This window comes from Accumulibacter sp. (assembly GCF_032229525.1).
In the GTDB taxonomy this organism is placed as follows: domain Bacteria; phylum Pseudomonadota; class Gammaproteobacteria; order Burkholderiales; family Rhodocyclaceae; genus Accumulibacter.
The window spans coordinates 9,256-28,455 of the sequence record NZ_JAVTWB010000235.1 but is presented as its reverse complement, the minus strand read 5'-3'; the positions used below and the strand labels follow the sequence as shown (position 1 = coordinate 28,455).

Sequence of the window (19,200 nt, the reverse complement as noted above, 5' to 3'; positions counted from 1 at the left end):
GTACGCGTGTCGAGCCAGGTCACACGCCCGGTCCGGCGCTTGACCTCCTGATACATGTGCGCCGTGCCACCCGTGCCATCGCCGCCACCGCCGTTCCACAGGCAGACGAAGCGTACCTTGTCGATCCCCCAGGCCAGCGCCGTGTACAACAGCCAGAGGTTGCAGCGCTCGAAGGCGTTCGCCTCGTCGCCACGAGCGTTCCTGGGCAAGGTGCCGAGCTCGGCCGGCATGATCCTTGGCCCCTCTTCGACACCGCTGGTCAGCGTGAAGTAGCGCTGGCGCCAGTGTTCGCCGTTGCTCGCCGGCAACACCGAACGCTCGATGAACTCGGGTTCCTCGAAGGGCAGCATCGGTTGCAGGCGGACGCCACGCGCCAGACAGGCTTCGAGGAACAGCAGGTCGCCGCCGCTGGCCGCCTGCGCAAGCGCCAGGTCACCCGGGCCGGCGCCGAGCTGGTCGAGGGCCTGGCCGATCCGCTCGGCAGCCAGCGCTTCCTTTTCGGCGGGGAATCGCGGGGGTTCACGGCCCGACGCGTCGATCATGTGGCCACTGAACAGCAGCACCTGCCGCGGCTCGAAAGGCGGGCTGCTGCGGGCAATCTCGCGCTCGACGATGGCCAGCGCGGCCGCCGTCTCGGCGGGGCGAAAGTCGATGTCGCGCAACAGGTTCAGCGTCTGCCGGCTCGAATCGAGCGCGAACCAGTCGCGGTTGGCGGCCGCAACCATGTTGCCGTACTCCTTGCGAATCGTGTCGAGCGGATTGACCAGCAGACAGAGCTCGGCGTAGCTGGCCCGTGCCCAATAGTCCTTGCGGTCACGCTCCTGTGCGGTCAGGCTGGCCCACAGCACGCCACCGGTCAGATTGTCGATCACCGTCTGGTTGCTCTCGCCACCACAATGCTGGCGCAGCAGGTGCAGGGTCAGCGCGTTGATTCCCGAGTAGTGATGCGCCGGGTCGGCGATGAACGCCTTTTGGTAGGGTTCGATCGCCTCGCCGAGTGCGGCATTTTCCATACCCGCCGTCTCGCGCATCTGCGCTGGCGAGAGCCCCGCCTGCCGCCAGCGCGAGATCCAGTTCTCTTTCTCGACGCGGCCGGCGAGCGCCCAGCATTCGGGATCGACCGGATAGTCGTCAGTGAGCTGCCGCACCCATTCGCGCGCTTCTTCATAGCGGCCCAGCCGGCCGAGGCAGACGGCTTTCTTCTCCCGACTCGACTTGTCGTCGGGGTCCACGCCAAGTGCGACGACGAACTGCTCCAGCGCGAGTTCATATTGCTGCAGTTTGAGCAGCGCGTTGCCGGCCGTGCGCTTGGCTTCGAGGTGCAGGGCGCGGATCGGCGTTTCGTCGGCGAGCACCAGGATGTCGCCGGGCCGGTTCTTCTGGCGCGCGATTTCCATGCGCCGCGCCCAGAAGCCGTAGGCGTCGGAGAACTCGTTGTGCTCGGCGAGCAGCAGCCGGCGCCATTGCGGTTGCTCGAGGTTCGGAATCAGCTGGAAGACCGGGCTGACCTTGCGCCGGGTCGAGCTGGCCATGCTGGCGCGGACCATCGCCGTCAGCGCCGCGCAATCCGCCGCCAGGGTCGCCGGGTCGGGGGCGCCATCGCGCAGCGAGTAGCGCAGCTTGCGGTCGGTATAGATGTCGAACGGCTGGTTCGGCCGTGGCCCCTGCACCAGCACCACGCCCCGTGCGCGCAGTGCGTGCCGCACGCCCAGTTCATACCAGACATTCGGATTGTCCAGCGTCAGGTCGGCGACGACCAGATCGGCGACCAGCAGTTCCTGGAACATGTCGGTACGGATATCGCCGGCGCGCAACTCCTCGTCGGCCCGGAACACCTCCAGGCCCCCCGCCTCGAGGGCCGGCCGGATGTACTCCGCGAAGACCCGATTGAAGTCGATCGGCTGTCCGTCATGCCCTGGCTTGCAGCCGAAGGGCATGGCGACGAAAGCGTGTGGTTGCATGCCCGTCTCCTGCAAGAATCACCCGTCCGACGACGGTTTAAAGGGTGTCGAGGGCGCCGGGCGTGCCACGAGAGCACGCCCAACGACTGCCCCGAAGGCCGCCCGGCAGCATCAGAGTCGGCGGCCGGCGCCGGCCAGTCTACCGTTTTCGCGGGCGGCGTGGACGCGCGCCGGGCGGCAAGGTCGCCGGCGGCTCCTGCTCGGCGGCCACCGGCGCCGGACGATCGTCCCGCTGGCACGCAGCGGGACTTATGCGCTCGGCGAGCGCGATCAGGCGGTCGGCCGCCAACTGCCAGCCGCCTTCCCCGGCCGCCACCTGCCGCGCGTCGCAGAAGCGCGACAACAGGCAGATCTGTGCCACCACCGAATCGAGCTGCCTGGGTTTGACGGTGAGGCCCGACAGGCTCTCGCGGTAGGCGCGCAGCAGCTGGTCAAACACCCGTTGGCCGGCGTCGCCAGCCTGCAGCAGGCTGCCATCGAGCAGCTGCTCGACGAGCAGCGCCTCGGGCGCCATCACCGCATCCCACAGGCTGGCGCTGCGCCCGTAGGCTTCGCGGGCCGCTTGCTGGCAGTGCCGCGCCAATTCGATGGCCGCCGGCTGCTCGCCGTCGGCAGGCGGCAGCAGCGCCTCCAGGGCCAGGCGGTTGAGTGCGTTGTAGGGCCGGAAATCGGCCACCCCCGGACGGCCCTCGCCGGCGCGGTAGAAATCCGCGGCCTGGCGTAAGGCGTCACCCATCGCCGCAGCCGCACGCGTGATCGACGCTTTGCTTGCCGGTCGGGTAAGTACTCGGCGGGCGTAGAGGCTGGCCTTGCGCTTGGCGGCGCTGCCGCGCAGGGCACTGCGTTCGGCATTGACCGTCCCGACCGTGCTCTGGCCGGCCGCTGCCGCCCCCGCGAGCAGCGCGTCGAGGCCCTGTAAACGCTCCAGCGCGCTATTAATCAGCGCCTCGTCGGCGTTCCTTTCCCCCAGACGCGCCTCGAGGTTGGCCAGTTGTTCGATATCGCGGATCGGCACCTGCCCACCACTGTCCTCGGACTGGATCGCCATCAGGTAGGCAGCACGCGCCTGTTCGAAATCCCCGAGGTCGGCCCAGATCGCCGCCAGTGCCGACTGCAGTGCTGGCAGCGGTAGCCAGCCTGCCGGACAGCGCTCCTGCAGGAGCTGTTGCAGACTCGCCAGCTCGGCGTCGATCTCGCGCCGTGTCTGTCCGTGTGCACCGCGCGACAGGCGCGCCCGCCGGCTGGCCAGTTCATCCAGCAACTCGTCTGGCGAAGCATAGCCGGCGTCACCGCCGCTGCTGCCGGCAAGGCGCGGCTCGGCCCGCCAGCCCGGTTCGCCATAGGCCTGGAAAGCACCCCAGGTGATGTCGTCGGGGTTGGCCTGCCAGACCGCGCGCCGGGCATCGAAGACCGCCTGGCCGAAGGTGTGCCCTTCGAGCAGGAGGCTCTGGTAGAACGCCTTGCCAAAAACCATCGCGCCCTGGTCGTCGACCGCCCAGCCGGCGACCACCACACAGCGCACACCGATATTGATCAACTCGCGGGCGACGCTTGCCGCCAGTCGGTTGCCATCGCGCACGGTGCGATCGGCCGCCGGCTCGCCAGCACTGTCGGTGTCCACCTTGCCGAGGTGGCAGCAGCTCAGGAAGACCAGTTCGGGCACCGTTTCCATGGCGTCGATCTCGGCAGCGGTGATCAGCAGGCCGTCCGACAGGACCACTCCCGAGCGGCGCCGGCCATCGACGTGCTGCTGATCGAAAATGCCGTGCGCCGAGATGTGCACCACGCGATAGGGCTGTTGATAGAGCCGGGTCAGCACATCGCAGGCGCGCCGGTCATTGCCGATCTCCGGCACCACCTGGTAGCCGAGACCCTGCAGGACGGCGGCCACGGCGTAGGCCTCCGCCTCCGCGCCTTTCAAGTCCGGCGGGTTGGCAGCATCCGGCCGGCGCGGGTCGGGGAACGCGGCAGCGAAACCTTCGACCGATGGATTGCCGACCACGAAGGCCTTGCGCTCCAGGCCCTGGCGCACCTGGCGGCGGAACTGCGTTGCCGCGAGCTGGCGCACCACCGGCGTACGCAGTGCCAGCGGCAGTTTCTCGCCAGCGCTACGTTGATCATCGGCGAACATCAGCTCCCACGGCAGGTTGGCAGTGTAGTCGTCGACCACCAGCACGATGCTTTCGAGCTGCCTCGCGGCATCCTTGAAATCGTGCGGCACCATCAACTGGAAGAGGACGCGACCGAAGTCCTCCCGCCATACCGGACTGTGGATCTGCTGGCGTACCAGCATCTCGACCAGACCGGGCTGCCGTTGGTGAACCACCGACTCGGCGCGGGCGCGCTGCCCGACGTAGAGAAAACGCAGGCGTTCGGCGATCGCCGTTCGCGACCGGCGTGGCGCGACCAGGCCACTTTCTCCGCCACTTTCTCCGCCACTGACAGCGCCGCCGCCACGCGCCGGCAGGCATTCGCTGGCGGCTTGGCCATCCTGCCGGTCGGCGTCGGTAATGATCAGGCGCGGCCAGTAACTCTGCTTGCCACCGTCGAACAGGCGCCGGCGCAGCCCCTCTCCCTGCTCGAGTTCCGGCCGGCAGACCAGCGTCACGCCGTAGCGCCGCGTCAGCTCGAGGAGACGGTCGGGCATCCGGCGCAAGGCGTACACGGCGGTAATCGCCGTATCCTGGTACAGCTCGACGAGATCCAGCCGGCTAACGCGAATATCGAGCCGGGTGGTCTCGTGGAAGCGGGCATTGGCTTCGATGACCCCGCGCAGCAGGGCTTCCACCGAAGCCGCAACCGACAGGTTGGCCGACGAGTTGTAGCCGAGCAGCAGCGCGGCCAGCGGCAGCTCACGCGGGTCCTTGCCGAGCACGTCGATCACCTGCAGCAAATAGCGCAGGACGCCGGTACGCACGGCCTCGGTCAGGTCACCGCCGCTGAGGTTGCCGTCGTAAGCGCCGAGACCGGTCACGATGGCGCCAGTGAGGCTGCCGCGTCCGCGCTCCTGCTCGTTGGGGACGCGCAAGACCACCGTTGCCGCCCCGCGCGGCCCGGCGTAAAGCCCGAGGTTATAGCGCTGGCTGAGGTCGCCAGCGAGCAGTTCGCGGTCGATCAGCGCCTCGGCGCCGGCGATCGGGTCCTGCTCGTAATGGCCGAGCAGGACCGGTTGGGTGAGGAAGCGCAGGTCCATCGCCTTGACGGTCACCTCCAGCCGGCGGGTCGGTCGTGTGGCGACGCGGCTGCGTGGCGAACCGCCGAGCAAGCCGCGCGCCAGCGCCTCGCCGCCGTCCACTGTCGGTGGCCCGGCGTCATAGGTCACCGGCTGCAGCTGCTCGCCGTCACGCACCGCCGGCGGGCTGTTCATCAGGCCGCTGGTGGCGCCGCTCTGCAGCAGTTCGCTGAGGGCCGCAAAATACGCGCTGGTCGACGGCAGATCACCGTGCTTGGCCGGCAGGTAGTAGTAGCTGCCGACGTTATCGATGCGCCCGGAGGCCCAGGTGACGGTGCCATCGCCCTGGGTCGTCCCGACCATCTTCAGACGCCCGTTCTCCTCGCGGATGCCGCAGGGCGTGTTGCGGGCGACGCCGCAGACGTAAGCCGTCTTCTGCCCGTAGGCGACCGGTAATGCCGGCGTCGCCTGACCATCCTGCTGCCATAGCCAGCTCGCGGCGTCGAGTTGCTGCTGGTCCGGGGTTGCCGAGTGGTGGTTGCCGAACCAGAAATCGAAAACCTTGGCCTGGTAGTCCTGCCAGGTCCCGGCGCGCTCGAAATGCTGTTCCGTGGCACCTCCGCCCGGTTGCCCCTGGAAGATGTCGACGAAGCCGGGTTTGGGCAGCAGCTGCAAGGCGCCGCGAAAACCGGAGACGATCGCCAGTACCTCCTGCATGTCATGAACGGTATCCAGGCGCACCAGCGAACGCAGCGTATCGCCCTTGCCGAGCAGATTCTCGACCATCGAATAGGCGCCCTGGTTGGGCGTACCGAGCATCACCAGGCGCGCCCCGTCACGCGCCATCAGGGCGTCGATCACCGCCCGTCGCCGGTGGATGCTAGCGCGCACCACCAACCCACCCATGCTGTGGGCGAGCAGGCGTATCGGCTGCTGCGTCTCGCGCAGCAGGTGGTCGAGGAACTCGGCGAAGCGCTCGGCGAGGACGTCCAGCGGCTGCCGCCAGTCATAGGCGAAGCGCTCGACCCGGTGGCTCTTCGACAGGAACTCGCAGAGGTCACCGTAGAACATGTTGAACAGCTGTTCAGCTTCGACGCCGGACTGCTCCCAGGCAATCTTGCTCAGGCCACCGCTGGCGATGTCGAGCGGGTCGAACCAGACGCGATCCTTGCCGTTAACCGACAGGTGCGAACCCATCATCCCCGGCAGCACGACCACCACCGGCAGGTCGCGAGAGATCGCCGCGGAGGCCCGCGACACCCCACGCGCACTGCTTTCGCCGGCCGGCAGGTCAAGGTCCTCGAAGGGCGCGGGCAGGGGCTGGAAGGCCGCCAGCGGCAGCACCTCCCTGCTCACCAGCCAGTCGCGCAAGGCCGCACGGGTGTCGATATTGCTGAAATAGCGGAAATGCGAGACGTCGGGCCCGCGATCGAACAACGTCCGCGCCCGCGCCTGTGGCGCAATGCCGCCGAACATCGAAGCGGTATCGACCACCAGGTCGTTGTCCACATTGTCGAAAAGCAGGAAATCGGTGAGCAGCACGCCCAAACGCTTGAGCAGATTGCCGCCTTCAATGTCGCCGGCAATCACCGCCATCTCGATCCCCTCCCGCACCGGTGCATCGCGCAGCAGGCGGGCCATCGGTGAATCAGGCAGCATCGCTTCGATGCCGGGCACCAGATGGGCATTGGTGCGCTTGTGGGCGATTTCCAGCACCACCCGCTTGAAGGCCGAGTAGAAGGGACTGCCGAAGAAGAACGGCACCTGCCCGATCAGCGTCAGCAGACCGGAAAGGAAGACGTCGAAGTTGCCGCTTGCCAGCCGCGTCCCCTGCGCCGGGCTGGCCACACGCACGTAACGCTGCACCAGCAGTTTCTTGTCGGCCAGCGCAGCCGCCAGTTGGTGCAACTGCGCCCGTTGCTCGGCGTGCGCAGTTTCGAGTTGCTCCTTGACGCTCTGCGCTTCGGCGGCGTCGGCATCGCCGGTGCCCGGCAGATCGGACCTGAAGAGCTTGATCAGCTCGTCGAACTTCTCCAGGCACAGCAGATCGCCCACCAGGCCGCCGCGCGAATGCGAGACCAGGCCCAGCTGGAGGCCTGCCGGCAAGGCGGCGAGCAGTTGCAGCGCGTTCTCGATCGGCCCCTCCGAAAGCGTGCGGTGCTCGAAGGCGTAGATGCCACCCGTGTAGTGCCGCTCGAGAACGCTCCACAGTTCGCGTTCGTCCAGTTGCAGGTCGCCGAAACTGCCCCGCGTGCTGGACCCCGTACCGTGCAGGAAAACCAGCACCGGCAACTGTCCTGCCACCGCCCGCTTGAGTTCCGCCTGCGCCCGATCGAGCGCCTCCTGGTCGGAAGCGGCAGGGGCCCGGCTACGCCCGTTTTCCCAGCAGTAGAGGCCGGGCTGCCGGTCCAGGCGCTTTTCTATCGCCCACATCAGCGCCTTGGTGCCGAGCCAGGTGACGCCGAGTTCAGCGACCTGGCCGACCCCGCCCGGCTTCAGCTCGGCCAGTTTCTCCCTGGCCGCGTCGATGATCGCGTCGCTGCGCTTGCCGACCGTCAGGGCGAAGACCCTGGTGATCAGCCCGCCGATCGCTTCCCCGACCAGACCCCGCGCCGCCGCGCCCTCGCTGCGCAGTCGATCGAACAGGATCTCACCGTCGCTGCCAATCAGATCCGGCCGGCTCAGCTCGAGCGAGGCCTTGAGCTCGGCGGCGCTGGTGATCAGCACACCGCCATCGGCCAGCTCGATCACCAGCACCTCGTCCTGCTGCGCCTCGTACTGCTGCGTGACGGCGCCGCTACCGCGCACGGCAGCGCCGACCTCGAAGCTCGCCCGGGTCTGCAGGTATCCGGCTGGCAGGAAAGGGTCGTCCGGCTCGTCGGCGGAACGGCGGAGCGACTGCAACAACGCCGGCAACTGCTCCTTGTCGTTCTGACGACCGGTGAGATTGAGCTTGGTGGTTTCCGGCATCATCGCCTCCATCGGGTGGTCACTGCTGATCCTGGATCGGCCGGCAAGCGCAGCCCACAGCCCTCATCGATGCGGACGTCGGATGAGCGCCAGCGTCGGGCCTCGCCTGCCTGCTCACCCGACCCACGCACGGCGCTGAGAATCACCAGGCCGGCGGCGCTCGCTCAGGTGAAGATCTGGCGGTTGCGGGCGTCCGCACTGCCGAAGATCTGCGGCGTCTGCGGATAGGAAGCCGAGGGCAGAGAGCCCGGCGTGATCGCTGCGTGCCACTGCGCGTAGGTGGCGTTGGCCGGCAACATCTTCAGCGCCTTCAGCGCGTAATAGGTAAAAGCACCGCAGGGTCGGCCACTGATCTTCGCGTCGTAGCTGAAGTTGTTCGGCCCTTCCTTGCATCCGGCCAGCAGCAGATCGCCCATCATCCGCGACAATGCACCGGCAAAAGGCGACACCCCCGAAACGACCGGCACCGTCGTCAGCGGCTGGCCGCTGATCCCTTGCGGCAACTTGTCCGCCGGCAGCCAGTTGCCCATCGGCATGAAGCGCGGCCGCGGCGCATCGTCGGCGTCGGGATCGGCAGCCGCAGCGCGCGTCACCGTACCCGAATGGCAACTATCGGACAGCAGTGCCAGGCGTACCCCCGCCTTGCGCGCCGCGAACAGCGTATTGATCTCGTCGTCGACCAGCGCGCCGCCGCCGGTCTGCAGGTCGTAGGGGCAGAGCGCTTCATCGAGGCCATCGATCTCGTCGCCGTTGGTGTCCGGCACGTAGGTGCCGTGCCCGGAGTAGGTAATCACCACCACATCGCCGCTAACCGCGCTAGCAATCAACGACTGAATGCCGTTGACCATCGCCGCCTTGGTCGCCTGGCTGTCGAGCAGCTTGCTGACCGTGAACCCGCGCCCGGCCAGTTCTGCCGCCCAGTCGTTGGCGTCGTTCACGCAACCGGAGAGATCCATGTGGGTACCGGGGTAGTTGTTGATTCCCATGCACAGTGCGCGCTTGCTCATGACTGTCTCCTGTCGAACGATGGTTGATCGAAAACTGCGACCCTCAGTCTAGCAAGCGTGAACGGAATAAAAAACCTCGCCCTGACGACGATGAGCGCGTTTGACCGCCATCATCGGGAACAGAGATACTCCCGCCATAGGCCGCGAAACCTTCTATCCTTCCAAGCGTGGCGGCGCGTCGCCGGAACACCGCTGAACCAGTACAGGCAGCCCCGGTCCGAAGCGCATGGGCGAGCGTCAGCGGCAACCTCGTGGAGCACTCGCATGAACCTTGATCAGCAAACGACTATTGGTCTGGCCTTGTCCGGTGGGGGATTCCGGGCAACGCTTTTCGGCCTCGGCAGCCTCTGGCGACTCAATGACGCTGGCCTGCTCGGGCGCTTGAACCGGATCACCAGCGTTTCCGGCGGTTCGATACTGGCAGGCGTGCTCGCCCACCGTTGGCGTCAACTCGCTTTCGACGACGGCCGCGCCAGCAACTTCGAGCAAGTCGTGGCGCAACCGGTACGTGAGTTCTGCAGCCACACCATCGACATCAGCACCGCCGTTCTCGGCCACCTGATGCCGTTCATTACTGCAGGCGAATTCCTCGCCCGGCGCTACGACAAGGACCTCTTCGGCGCGACACTGCTGCGCGAAATCCCGAATTCCGCTATCGAGTCTGCGCCGCGTTTCATCTTCTACGCCACCAACATGCAGACCGGTCGCAGCTTCCGCTTCAGCCAGGCTTACCTCGCGGACTACACCCTGGGCATCTCGCGCCATAGTGACCTACTGCTGTCCACGGCGGTCGCCGCCTCGAGCGCTTTCCCGCCGATCTTTTCACCGGTGGTCCTCCACACCGACCCCGCCGACTGGGAAAAACCGCTGCGTGACTTGCCCAATCTCGACAACCTGCGCCAGCGCATTGTCCTCGCCGACGGCGGCATCTATGACAACATGGGCCTCGAAGCGCTGGTCGACAAGGTGGACATCGTTCTGGTCAGTGACGCCGGCGCACCTTTCGAGATCGATGAATCGCCGTTCGAAGACGACCTGCTGCAGCTCGGCCGGGTGCGCGACATCCTGATCGACCAGACGCGCGCACTGCGCAAGCGCTGGCTGGTCGGCGATTTCGCAGCGGGGCGCCGGCAGGGCGGCTACTGGGGAATCGGCACCGAGATCGGCGCCTACGAGGATGCTCAGGCGCTGGTCAGCGACAACGCCGTCACCACCAGGCTGCAGAGTATCCCGACCCGTCTCAAGCGCTTCGAGGCACGCGACCAGGGGCAACTGATCAACTGGGGCTACGCGCTCACCGACAGCGCCCTGCGCACCCGCGCCCGGCTACCGATCGCCCCGGCCACGGGCTGGCCGGTTGGCGACTGGCCCTTGGACTGAGAGGCGGGAAATGATCGATCGTCAGCAGCTTGCCAGCTGGAGTCTCGATGTCGACGACGCGCGTTATGCGCAGGCCCTGGCCGCGCTGGGTGCCTGGCGCGCGGCCTCCCGGCGTGTGCCGCAGGCCACGCTTGCCGGCGATGGCGCAAGTGGCGGACAACAGGCAGCAGCGATCAGCCACCTGCTCGTCGCCGCCCGCAGCGACGATGATCTGCTGGCCTGGCAGGTGCCGCCGCTGCGAACTCGATCGGGCTTGCCTGCCGCCTCGCTGCTCGCCGACGCCTGGTCGGCATTTCTGAGCGAAACCGCGTCGGGATTGCGCATCGCGGTACGCAGCCGGTCGCAAGCCTGGAACGCACTGCTGCCGATGCTGCAGGCGCTGCAGCAGCCAGCGGTCGGCGCCGCCAGCGTCTTCGTCGGCGATGCCTTCCCGGCCGATGGGCGGGTCGACTGGCAACTGCCATTCCACATCGGCGTTCTGCCGGACGACCCGCTCGCCGCCGCTTTCTTGCAGTTCCGGGCTCCGTGGCGAGAACCGTGGCCCTATCGCTTCAGCGTTGCCGGTCGCGCCACCCCCCGCCTCGAGATTCTCGTCTTCAGCGCTTCCCTGCGGCAAACGGCGGCGCGCTTGCTGCGTCGGCGTTCGCCCACCCGGGCTGCGCTGGTGCTGGTCCTTGGCGGACTGGACGCCAGCGGCGATGCCGTCGAACCCCTGACGCGCACCATCGCTCACGAGCTGTCCGCCGAGGGCGTGGTCTGCGTCAGCCGCGGGCACGAAGCTGGCGCCGACTGGGCGATGCCGGCACTGCTGCAGTTCGGCGACCAACTGACCCACAACCATCCGCTCGACTGCGCCCTGGCGCAGGCATTCGGTGCCAACGCCATCGCCTTCCTCGGCGGCGACCTGCTGCGCCTGAGCCGGCTGCTGCATACCGTCGACAAGCTGACCAGCCGGCTGCGAGCACTACCGCAGAACGCCACCCTGGCGGTCAGCGAACGCTCGCTCGATCAACTCGTCGCCGCGCCCGCGATGGTCGGCGCAGCGGTAATGGACGAGGTGGGCGGGGTGGGCGAAGGCCAGCGGCGCGCAAGCGGCGCAAGCGCCCTGCCAACCGCGCGCAGCGTCTCGCCGCATCTGCTCGCCCGCGGCATCGACGAGGCGAGGCGTGGCTACCGCTTCCACCGCGAGTCCGACGAAGCCTCGTCGCTCGCCGAAGTCGCCAGCGAGGTGAGAAACCGGGAGGCCGAGCAGAGCGCCGCATCTCCCGAGCTGCGCTACATCCAGCACGGTTTCTGGCGCCGGCACGAACAACAACTGGTCGAGGAGCGGCACCGTCTGGTGGTGGGCATGCCGATCATGCTGCGCGTGCGCATCGGCCCACCGGATGCGCAGTGGCAGTCCGCCCCGCAAGCCTTCCCGGCGCACGAACTGCCGCGTGACCAGCAGCGGCACCGGCTGGAAGTCGTCTTTCACGAGCCGACGCAACTCGATTCACCGCTGCTCGGGCAGCTGCTGCTGCCAGCCGATGGTCCGAGCACCGTCGCCGAGTTCGTGTTCACGCCGCGCCGGTGCGCCGATTTCGAGGGACGGATCAGCGTCCTGCACCGCGGCCGCGTGCTGCAAACGGTGCTCATCCACACCCGCGTCACCCAGCCCGACGAAACGGTCGATGAACAGCAAACGATCAGCCAGGAGGTCGAGGCGCGTGTCCGCCAGGACTGGAACGGGCTCGGATCGCGACGGCGCTTCGATGCCTCGTTCATCCTCAACCACAGCAATCAGCAACGGCCCCTGCTCACCGGCATCGCCGGCAAGCGCGCCTGGGCCAAGGACCTCAGCGGCATCGACGAACCGATCGCCAGCATCAACCGGCTGCTCTCCGACGTCGCCCACAGCGTCGCCGACTACAGCGACGGGCTGACCGAAGGCGAAAACCTGCCGCTGTTCATCAAGCTGGCACGGCTGGGCGCCGATCTCTACTCGAGCCTGGTGATCGACAACCTGCAGCCCCTGCAACGCGAAGGCATGGACGTCGAGGAAGAAACCCACATCCAGATCATCAGCACCCGTGCCGATGCCGTGGTGCCCTTCGAGTTCATCTACCAGTACCAGCCGCCGGACGACGACGCCGGCGTCCGCTTCTGCCCGAATGCGCTCAAGGCGCTCGCCGACGGCGCCTGCCCGCCGGACTGCGCCGGGCAGCAGCAAGCACGGCGGCACGTCTGCCCGATGGGCTTCTGGGGTCTGCGCAAGGTCATCGAGCGGCACGTCTACAACCCGGAGATCGAAGTCCCCAACCAGGCCGAGGTGATCATCCAGGCCGAACCGGCAGGCGATCGTCTCCGCCTGCAACTCGACCAGGCCGCCGTCATCGGTTACAGCCGGGAAGTGACGGCGGCCGAGGTGGACCCGCTACTGGCGGCACTGCGCCAACACCTGCCTGACCAGGTCAGGGTAGCGGCCAACTGGGACGACTGGAAACAGGCGATCGCCGGCAGTCACCCGAGCTTGCTGGTGGCCTTTCCACACAACAGCGGCGAACGGCAGGACATCGCCCTTGAGATCGGCGGCATCGACTTCAAGACGCTGCGTCTGCCGCGCGAATACGTTCAGGTGGACGGCGCCACCCCCCTGATGCTGCTGCTCGGTTGCGACACCGCCAGTACCGCGCAGCAGTACGCCAACCACATCCGTTACTTCCGCCAGGCCGGGGCGGCGGCGATCGTATCGACCATCGCCACGGTATTCGGTCCGCATGCAGTCAAAGTGGGGCAAAAACTCCTCGAGAGCTTGCTGGCCATCCACCGACAATCGACGCGGGATGCGCAGGCCGGCCATCCGCGCCAGGCGGATGACATCCCCTGCCTCGGGGAAGCCCTGCGCGAAGCCAAACGCCAGGCGCTGCTCGACAGCCTGCCGATGGCCCTGTGTGTCGTCGCTTTCGGCGATGCCGACTGGCGACTCTAGCTGGAGATCGAAGATGCCCACCGATCAATTTTTTCGTATCGAAATGCTGCCGGCACTGTACGGCGACTGCCTGTTCGTCGAGTATGGCGACAGCGCGCGCAGCCGCCGCCTGTTGATCGATGGCGGCCCGATTGCCACCTACAGGTACCTGGAGGCGCGGCTGGATGCCCTCCCCGCTGGCGACCGGCGCTTCGAACTGGTGGTCATGAGCCACGTCGACACCGACCATGTCGAGGGCCTGGTCCGTCTGTTTGCCAACACGCCGGTGCCGATCCGGGTCATCGACCTGTGGTTCAACGGCTGGAATCATCTGGCCTCCGGCGGCCGTGTACTCGGCGGCAAGCAGGGCGAGTTTCTCAGTGCGCTGATCGTCCGCCGCTTTGAGCAGGAGCAGTGGAACGGCGCCTTTGCCGGCCAGGCGGTGGTGGTACCCGACGACGGACCGCTACCCGAGCGCATGCTCGCCGGCGGCCTGAAACTGACGCTGCTGTCGCCGACCCCCGCCACCCTGGACAAGATGCGCGAAGCGTGGGCCAAGGACCTCGGCCCGAGCGTCACCCCTGGCGACCTCGATGCGGCATGGCAGCGCCTGGCACGGCGCAAGGCCTACCTGCCCGGGCAGGGCCTGCTCGGCACGACGCCGGAAGTGGATGCCCTGCTCGCGCGCCAACTCAAGGTGGATCGAGCCGCGGCGAATGGCAGCTCGATCGCTTTCCTCGCCGAGTTCGCCGACAAGTCGTGTCTATTTCTGGCCGACGCCTACCACCAGGTGATCACTGATTCGATCAGGCGCCTGTTGAAACAACGCGGGCAACAAGTGCTCAAGGTCGACGCCGTAAAGGTCGCGCACCATGGCAGCGCCGGCAACATCAGCGACGAGTTGCTGGCACTGATCGACAGCCCGCGTTTTCTCGTCAGCACCAACGGCAGCCGTTTCAGACACCCGGACGCGGAAGCGATGCAGCGGATCATTGCGCGCTCGCGGCATCAGCCCCCGACCCTGTGCTTCAACTATGACAGCAAGACCACCCGCCGCTGGACCTCTGCCGCGTTGCAGGCGGAACTGTCTTACCGCGCCGAATGCAATCCCTGCCCCAACGCGCCGTACGTAATCGCACTGTGAGCGCCATTGAGCGCCATGCCGTTGCCGCAGCCTTGAGCCTTATTGCAGGCGCTTCAAGCGCTGCTCGACGAACGCGGTCAGCTCGGGGGAGAGCGCTCCCGTCGCCCTGGCACGCTGGAAAGCGTCCCGCGCCTCGGGCAGACTGCCATCTGCTTCCAGCGAGATGCCCATCCCCATCCACCACACGCCGGACTGAGGGAAGAGACGCAGGGCAGCCTGATATTCTGCGACCGCCTTCTTGTGCAGCTCAAGCCGCTGCAGCACGGCTGCATGCAGCGCGCGATACTCGGGATCTTTCAGCGCGGCTCCGGCAGCACGGTTCAAGGTTTCCTCGGCGCCCCGTGTATCACCGCGCGCCAGCTTCAGGCGGGCAAGCCGCGAGGCCATCTGCGGCTGGGCCGGGTCGCGAGCAAGGGTCTCTTCGAGCAGGGCCTGGGCGTCGTCGAAGCGCTGCTGTTCAATCAGCAGGCCAAACAGGGCCAGCCGCGAAGCAGCGTGTTCCGGATTTTCCTTCAGGGTACCGCGCAAGACAGCAACAGCATCCTGGATGCGGCCTTGATTGACCAGTCCAAGCGCTTGCCGGTAGTCGTTCTCGGCGCGATCACGTGGGGTCGACACGCGCACATTCTTCTTGATGCGGGCACTATCGTCCGCAGCCGTTTCTTCGCCAGGCGAGGCCTCACCCACTGCCGTCACCACCTTGGCTTTGGCGTCGCTGCGTTCCGATTTTCGAGCAGCTGGTTTGTCCTGGCGGGTCGGCGTCCTCGCTTCCTGAGCAGCCTTGGCCCGTACCGGTGCCGCGGCTGCGGGCGGGCGTGCGGAAACCTTCCGGTCGGCAGACGGAGCAACAGCAGCCTGCGGCGCCTTGGCGGCGGCCTGGGCAGGCGAAGTTGAATGAAGCACCTGTGCCGGGGCGGGTGGGGTGGGCGCCTCGACCGGGGCGGGGGCGGTGGGCGGCACAACGGCCGGTGCTGCTTCCGGGGCCACTACAGGCGCGGGAGCAACGGGCAAAGGCAGCGGGGCGGCGACGATGGGCACGGCGACTGCTGGCGCCGGGGCATTGCCCGCCGGCCCCTTCTCGAGGAACCACCAGATAGCGGCACCCACCAGCAGGACGGTAAGCGCGCCGCCCAGGATTCCTGCCCAAGGCAGTGCAGTGCGCTGCGGCGGCAACGAGCGAACGTCATGCGAGATGCCGGCATCCCCGGCCAGGGTCGCCCGCCGCGACTCCAGATCCTGCAGCATCTTGTTAACCAGACTCATGCGGCGCCGCTCACCACATGCGCCAGACGGAAAGGTGCGCACCTTCGGTATCACGCGCAGCGGCCACGACATTTCGCCGCGCAACCTCCTGACGGCCCTCACCATACGCCGCCAACATCGATTTGTTGGCGAGGATATTGACCAGGCGCGGCGTACCCTTGGAAGCACGGTGCATCAGCCGCACAGCGGCCCGCGGAAAAACGGGCTGGCCACGATAGCCCGCCACGCGCAGGCGATGCGCCAGATAGAGTTCCACCTCGTCAGCTTTCAGCCCGGTAAGGCGATAGTGAAAAGAAATTCGCTGCCGCAATTGTCGTACTGACGGATTGGCCAGCCGTTGGTCCAGTTCCGGCTGCCCGAACAGCACCAGTTGCAGGAGCTTGCGCTTCTCGGTTTCCAGGTTGGAGAGCAAGCGCAGCGATTCCAGGCTTTCCATGGGTAGCGCCTGTGCTTCGTCGAGACAGAGCACGACCGATTTCTCCTGCCGCGCAAACTCGAGCAGCGCGAGGTTCAGGCTCTTGAGCAGATGGTATTGATCAGCGTCCTTGTCGAGTTCGACGCCAAGTTCCTCGGCCAGTGCCAGCATCAGGGTTCGTGGCTCAAGGTAGGGGTTGGGCAGATAGGCGCTGACCGAGCCCTCTCCCAGCGTCGCCAGCAGGCGGCGGCAGAGCAGCGTTTTCCCGGTGCCGACCTCGCCGGTAATCTTGATAAAGCCCTCGCCACTGCGCAGTGCGAGCAGTAGCGTGTTGAGGGCCTCCTGGTGTGCGGTGCCCGCAAACGCAAAGCTGGTGTCCGGCGTGATGCCGAAGGGAAGCTCGCGCAGACCGAAATGCTCGAGGTACATGCTTATCGCTGAGCCGGCATGGCGGACGACTGTGGGCGTTCCATGGCGCGCAGGCGCTCGGTCGTTTCGATCAGATCCTGCTCCCACTGCTTGTCGCCGTGGATCACCGTCGGCTTGAGGAGGACGACAATCTCGCGCTTGTGCATACCCTTCTTGCCTTGCTTGAACAAGGCGCTGACAACTGGCAGATCACCTATCCAGGGCACCTTGCCGTCATCGTCCGACTGGACATATTCCATCAACCCGCCAATTGCCACGATGTTGCCGTCGCGCACCCGCACGATGCTGTCGGTCTCGTTGATGCTGCTGGAGGCCAGCGGCAGCTGATAGATACCGAGCCTGCCGAGGTCGATCACCTTGTTTTTTTCCGTCACCACACTGACCGAAGGCCGGATGTGCAGGATGATGTTGTCGTCCTCGTCGATTTGTGGCATCACGTCCAGGGAAATGCCGGAAAAGAAAGGCTCCACGGTGATGTTCGGCGATGAAGTCGAAGTGTTGCCGCTGGATGAGGTGGTGGTGCTGATGTTGGTGACGAAATAGTCGTCGGTACCAACCTTGAGCACCGCTTTCTGGTTGTTGATGGTGGCGATGCGCGGACTGGACAGCACATGCACCGCACCTTGGGTTTCCAGGAAGCTGATCAGGGCGGCGAAGCTGCCAGTCTGAAAGGCCAGTCCCAGCACGCCGGCAAGCGGCCCGCCGACAATTCGGCTGGCCGTTCCGGCCACTGGCGCGGTCAGGATGTTACCGAGCGTATTGGGCTCGAAGGTGCCTGAATCCGAGTTGTAAGGCGTCACGATATCGCCTGCCTGATTGACGCCCAGGCCAGGCGCGGCGGTATGGAACTGGTCGACATTTGCCCCCGACGACATGCGCTGCCGACGCGTGCTGGTGAATGCAGCCCAGTTGATTCCCGCCTGAAAATACTCCGACAGCACCACCTCGACGATCTTCGCCTCGAGCATCACCTGACGCTCGATGGTCAGCTTTGAGGCGCGCAGAAAATCCTCGACCTCGCGCAGCTCGCGCGGCATGGCGCGCACCACAATGACGCCAGACTGTGGCGAAATCACCACCTTGCGCCCACCCTCGGTACCGATGACGGCCTTGATCGCCTCGCTGATCTCACCCCAGAAGTCCATGGTGTTGGAGGTGGAAACTGCAGTACCCGCCACATTCAGCGTGCTTCCTGCTGCGCCAGGGCCGCCGACCCCACCGGCCCCACCAGCCCCACCAGCCCCGCCGGCCCCACCGATCCCACCCACCCCGGTACCTGTCGGAGCCGTGGCAATGGAACCCGAAACCACGCGCGTCTCACTGCTGCCTCGCCGCTGCGCGGTCAGGTAATTCACCTTGAACACCCTTGACTGCAAGGTCAGCGGCTTGACGAAGATGCGCGTGCCCTGCAGCCGATACTCATAGCCGTACAGTTCGCGAATGGTATCGAGCGCCTCAATGACCGTTACGTCCTTGAGGTGAACGGAAATGCTGCCGGTCACCTCCGGACTCACCAGCATGCTGTAGCGCGTATCAGAGACGATGGCCATGAACACCTGGCTGGCTGCCGCGTTGCTCACCGAAAGATCGAAGCGCGACTCGGCAACGCGTGGCGCTGGGGCCACGATTTGCCCGGTCAGCGGCGGCACCAGAGCGCGGCTCACCGCATCCGGCGCAGCCTCCCGGCGACGGTTTTCCGTGGCGCGCTGCATCTCGCTATCGATCTCGCCGCGCACCACGCCGGGCTTGATTGACGAAAGAGTGTCACACCCCGCCAGCAGCAAACCCGCCGTCGCAGCTATTGTCCAGAGAATTCGCATCATTGTTCCGTCTTATCTTCCATTTACTCGGCGGGCGCCTTTTCTGGACCGCAGGTCGACCTCAGGATACATCCCAATCGTCTCCCGCCGTCCGTCCGGATACTGCAGGACGACCTGGTGCTCCGCGATTCGCACCACCACGGCATCGCCCGAGCGGCCCCCCGGCTTGATCCACTCGCCATTGAGCAACGCAAGATAGCGGTTGCCCGTGCGTTTGATGGTCTGCAATCCGGAATCGGGCGGCGTCGCATCTTGTACCAACTCGGCCGGGCCAAGAAACTGCGCCGGTGGGCGAGTCGGATCCTTCAACCCATACGGAATTCCTGCTCGTTCCATCTGGGCTGAAGCGGCCTCTGGAAGCGGCATCCCCAGCAGGCCGATCACCCAGACGCGCGTCAGTGCGTGCAGGACGGCAGCGCGCGCGTATTTCATAGCGTCAGCAACACCTTGTCGAGACTGAGCGAATACAGCGTCAGCGTCAGCACCGGTCGACGGTAGTCCCGCGCATCAAGTTTGAGCCGGTGCCAGTACATTTGCCAAGGCAGCGACTCAATCTGAGTCAGGTAATCCAGCATGTCGAAATAGCTGCCACGCAAGGTCAATTCCACGCCGTGCTTGAATATATTGCTCTGGCTGGCGGCCGCCCCCCCGTCTACGGTCGACGTCGGCTCGCCGCCGGGCTGCCCCGGCTG

Annotated in this window: 10 protein-coding genes and 1 pseudogene; 3 read left to right on the top strand and 8 right to left on the bottom strand. The window is 66.4% G+C overall.

The window, feature by feature from the left end:
- The 3 genes from RUW20_RS18735 to RUW20_RS18725 form a co-directional block, all read right to left on the bottom strand.
- Positions 1-1,961: TRAFs-binding domain-containing protein (locus tag RUW20_RS18735; protein WP_313953736.1), on the bottom strand; the 1,961-nt coding region annotated here is incomplete at its 3' end.
- A gap of 139 nt (positions 1,962-2,100) precedes the next feature.
- Entirely contained in the window at positions 2,101-8,103 is a 6,003-nt protein-coding gene (locus RUW20_RS18730; RefSeq protein ID WP_313953735.1) for a CHAT domain-containing protein, read from the bottom strand.
- A 164-nt stretch (positions 8,104-8,267) separates the two neighbouring features.
- Positions 8,268-9,110 (bottom strand): caspase family protein, encoded by an 843-nt coding sequence (locus RUW20_RS18725; RefSeq protein ID WP_313953734.1) that lies wholly within the window; start codon positions 9,108-9,110, stop codon positions 8,268-8,270.
- 264 nt (positions 9,111-9,374) lie between these two features.
- Between RUW20_RS18725 and RUW20_RS18720 the strand changes: the two genes are divergently transcribed.
- From RUW20_RS18720 to RUW20_RS18710, 3 genes are read left to right on the top strand one after another with little or no spacing between them, the layout of a single operon-like run.
- A complete protein-coding gene (locus RUW20_RS18720) occupies positions 9,375-10,490 on the top strand; it encodes a patatin-like phospholipase family protein (protein WP_313953733.1) in 1,116 nt (371 codons plus the stop codon).
- Positions 10,491-10,500: 10 nt separating this feature from the next.
- Positions 10,501-13,458 (top strand): hypothetical protein, encoded by a 2,958-nt coding sequence (locus tag RUW20_RS18715; protein ID WP_313953732.1) that lies wholly within the window; start codon positions 10,501-10,503, stop codon positions 13,456-13,458.
- 13 nt (positions 13,459-13,471) lie between these two features.
- Positions 13,472-14,581, top strand: coding sequence for a hypothetical protein (locus tag RUW20_RS18710; protein WP_313953731.1), 1,110 nt, complete (start codon positions 13,472-13,474; stop codon positions 14,579-14,581).
- A 39-nt stretch (positions 14,582-14,620) separates the two neighbouring features.
- Here RUW20_RS18710 and RUW20_RS18705 read toward each other — a convergent pair whose 3' ends face one another.
- The 5 genes and pseudogenes from RUW20_RS18705 to RUW20_RS18685 all read right to left on the bottom strand — a co-directional run.
- Positions 14,621-15,844 (bottom strand): tetratricopeptide repeat protein, encoded by a 1,224-nt coding sequence (locus RUW20_RS18705; protein ID WP_313953730.1) that lies wholly within the window; start codon positions 15,842-15,844, stop codon positions 14,621-14,623.
- Positions 15,845-15,854: 10 nt separating this feature from the next.
- Entirely contained in the window at positions 15,855-16,688 is an 834-nt protein-coding gene (locus RUW20_RS18700; RefSeq protein WP_313953729.1) for an AAA family ATPase, read from the bottom strand.
- 2 nt (positions 16,689-16,690) lie between these two features.
- Positions 16,691-18,511: a pilus (MSHA type) biogenesis protein MshL gene (gene mshL / locus RUW20_RS18695; protein WP_313953728.1), complete on the bottom strand. Its 1,821-nt coding sequence runs from the start codon at positions 18,509-18,511 to the stop codon at positions 16,691-16,693.
- A 9-nt stretch (positions 18,512-18,520) separates the two neighbouring features.
- Complete coding sequence (locus RUW20_RS18690; RefSeq protein WP_313953727.1) at positions 18,521-18,892, bottom strand: hypothetical protein; 372 nt, start codon at positions 18,890-18,892, stop codon at positions 18,521-18,523.
- A gap of 44 nt (positions 18,893-18,936) precedes the next feature.
- Positions 18,937-19,200, bottom strand: a pseudogene (locus RUW20_RS18685) (agglutinin biogenesis protein); the annotation flags it as partial.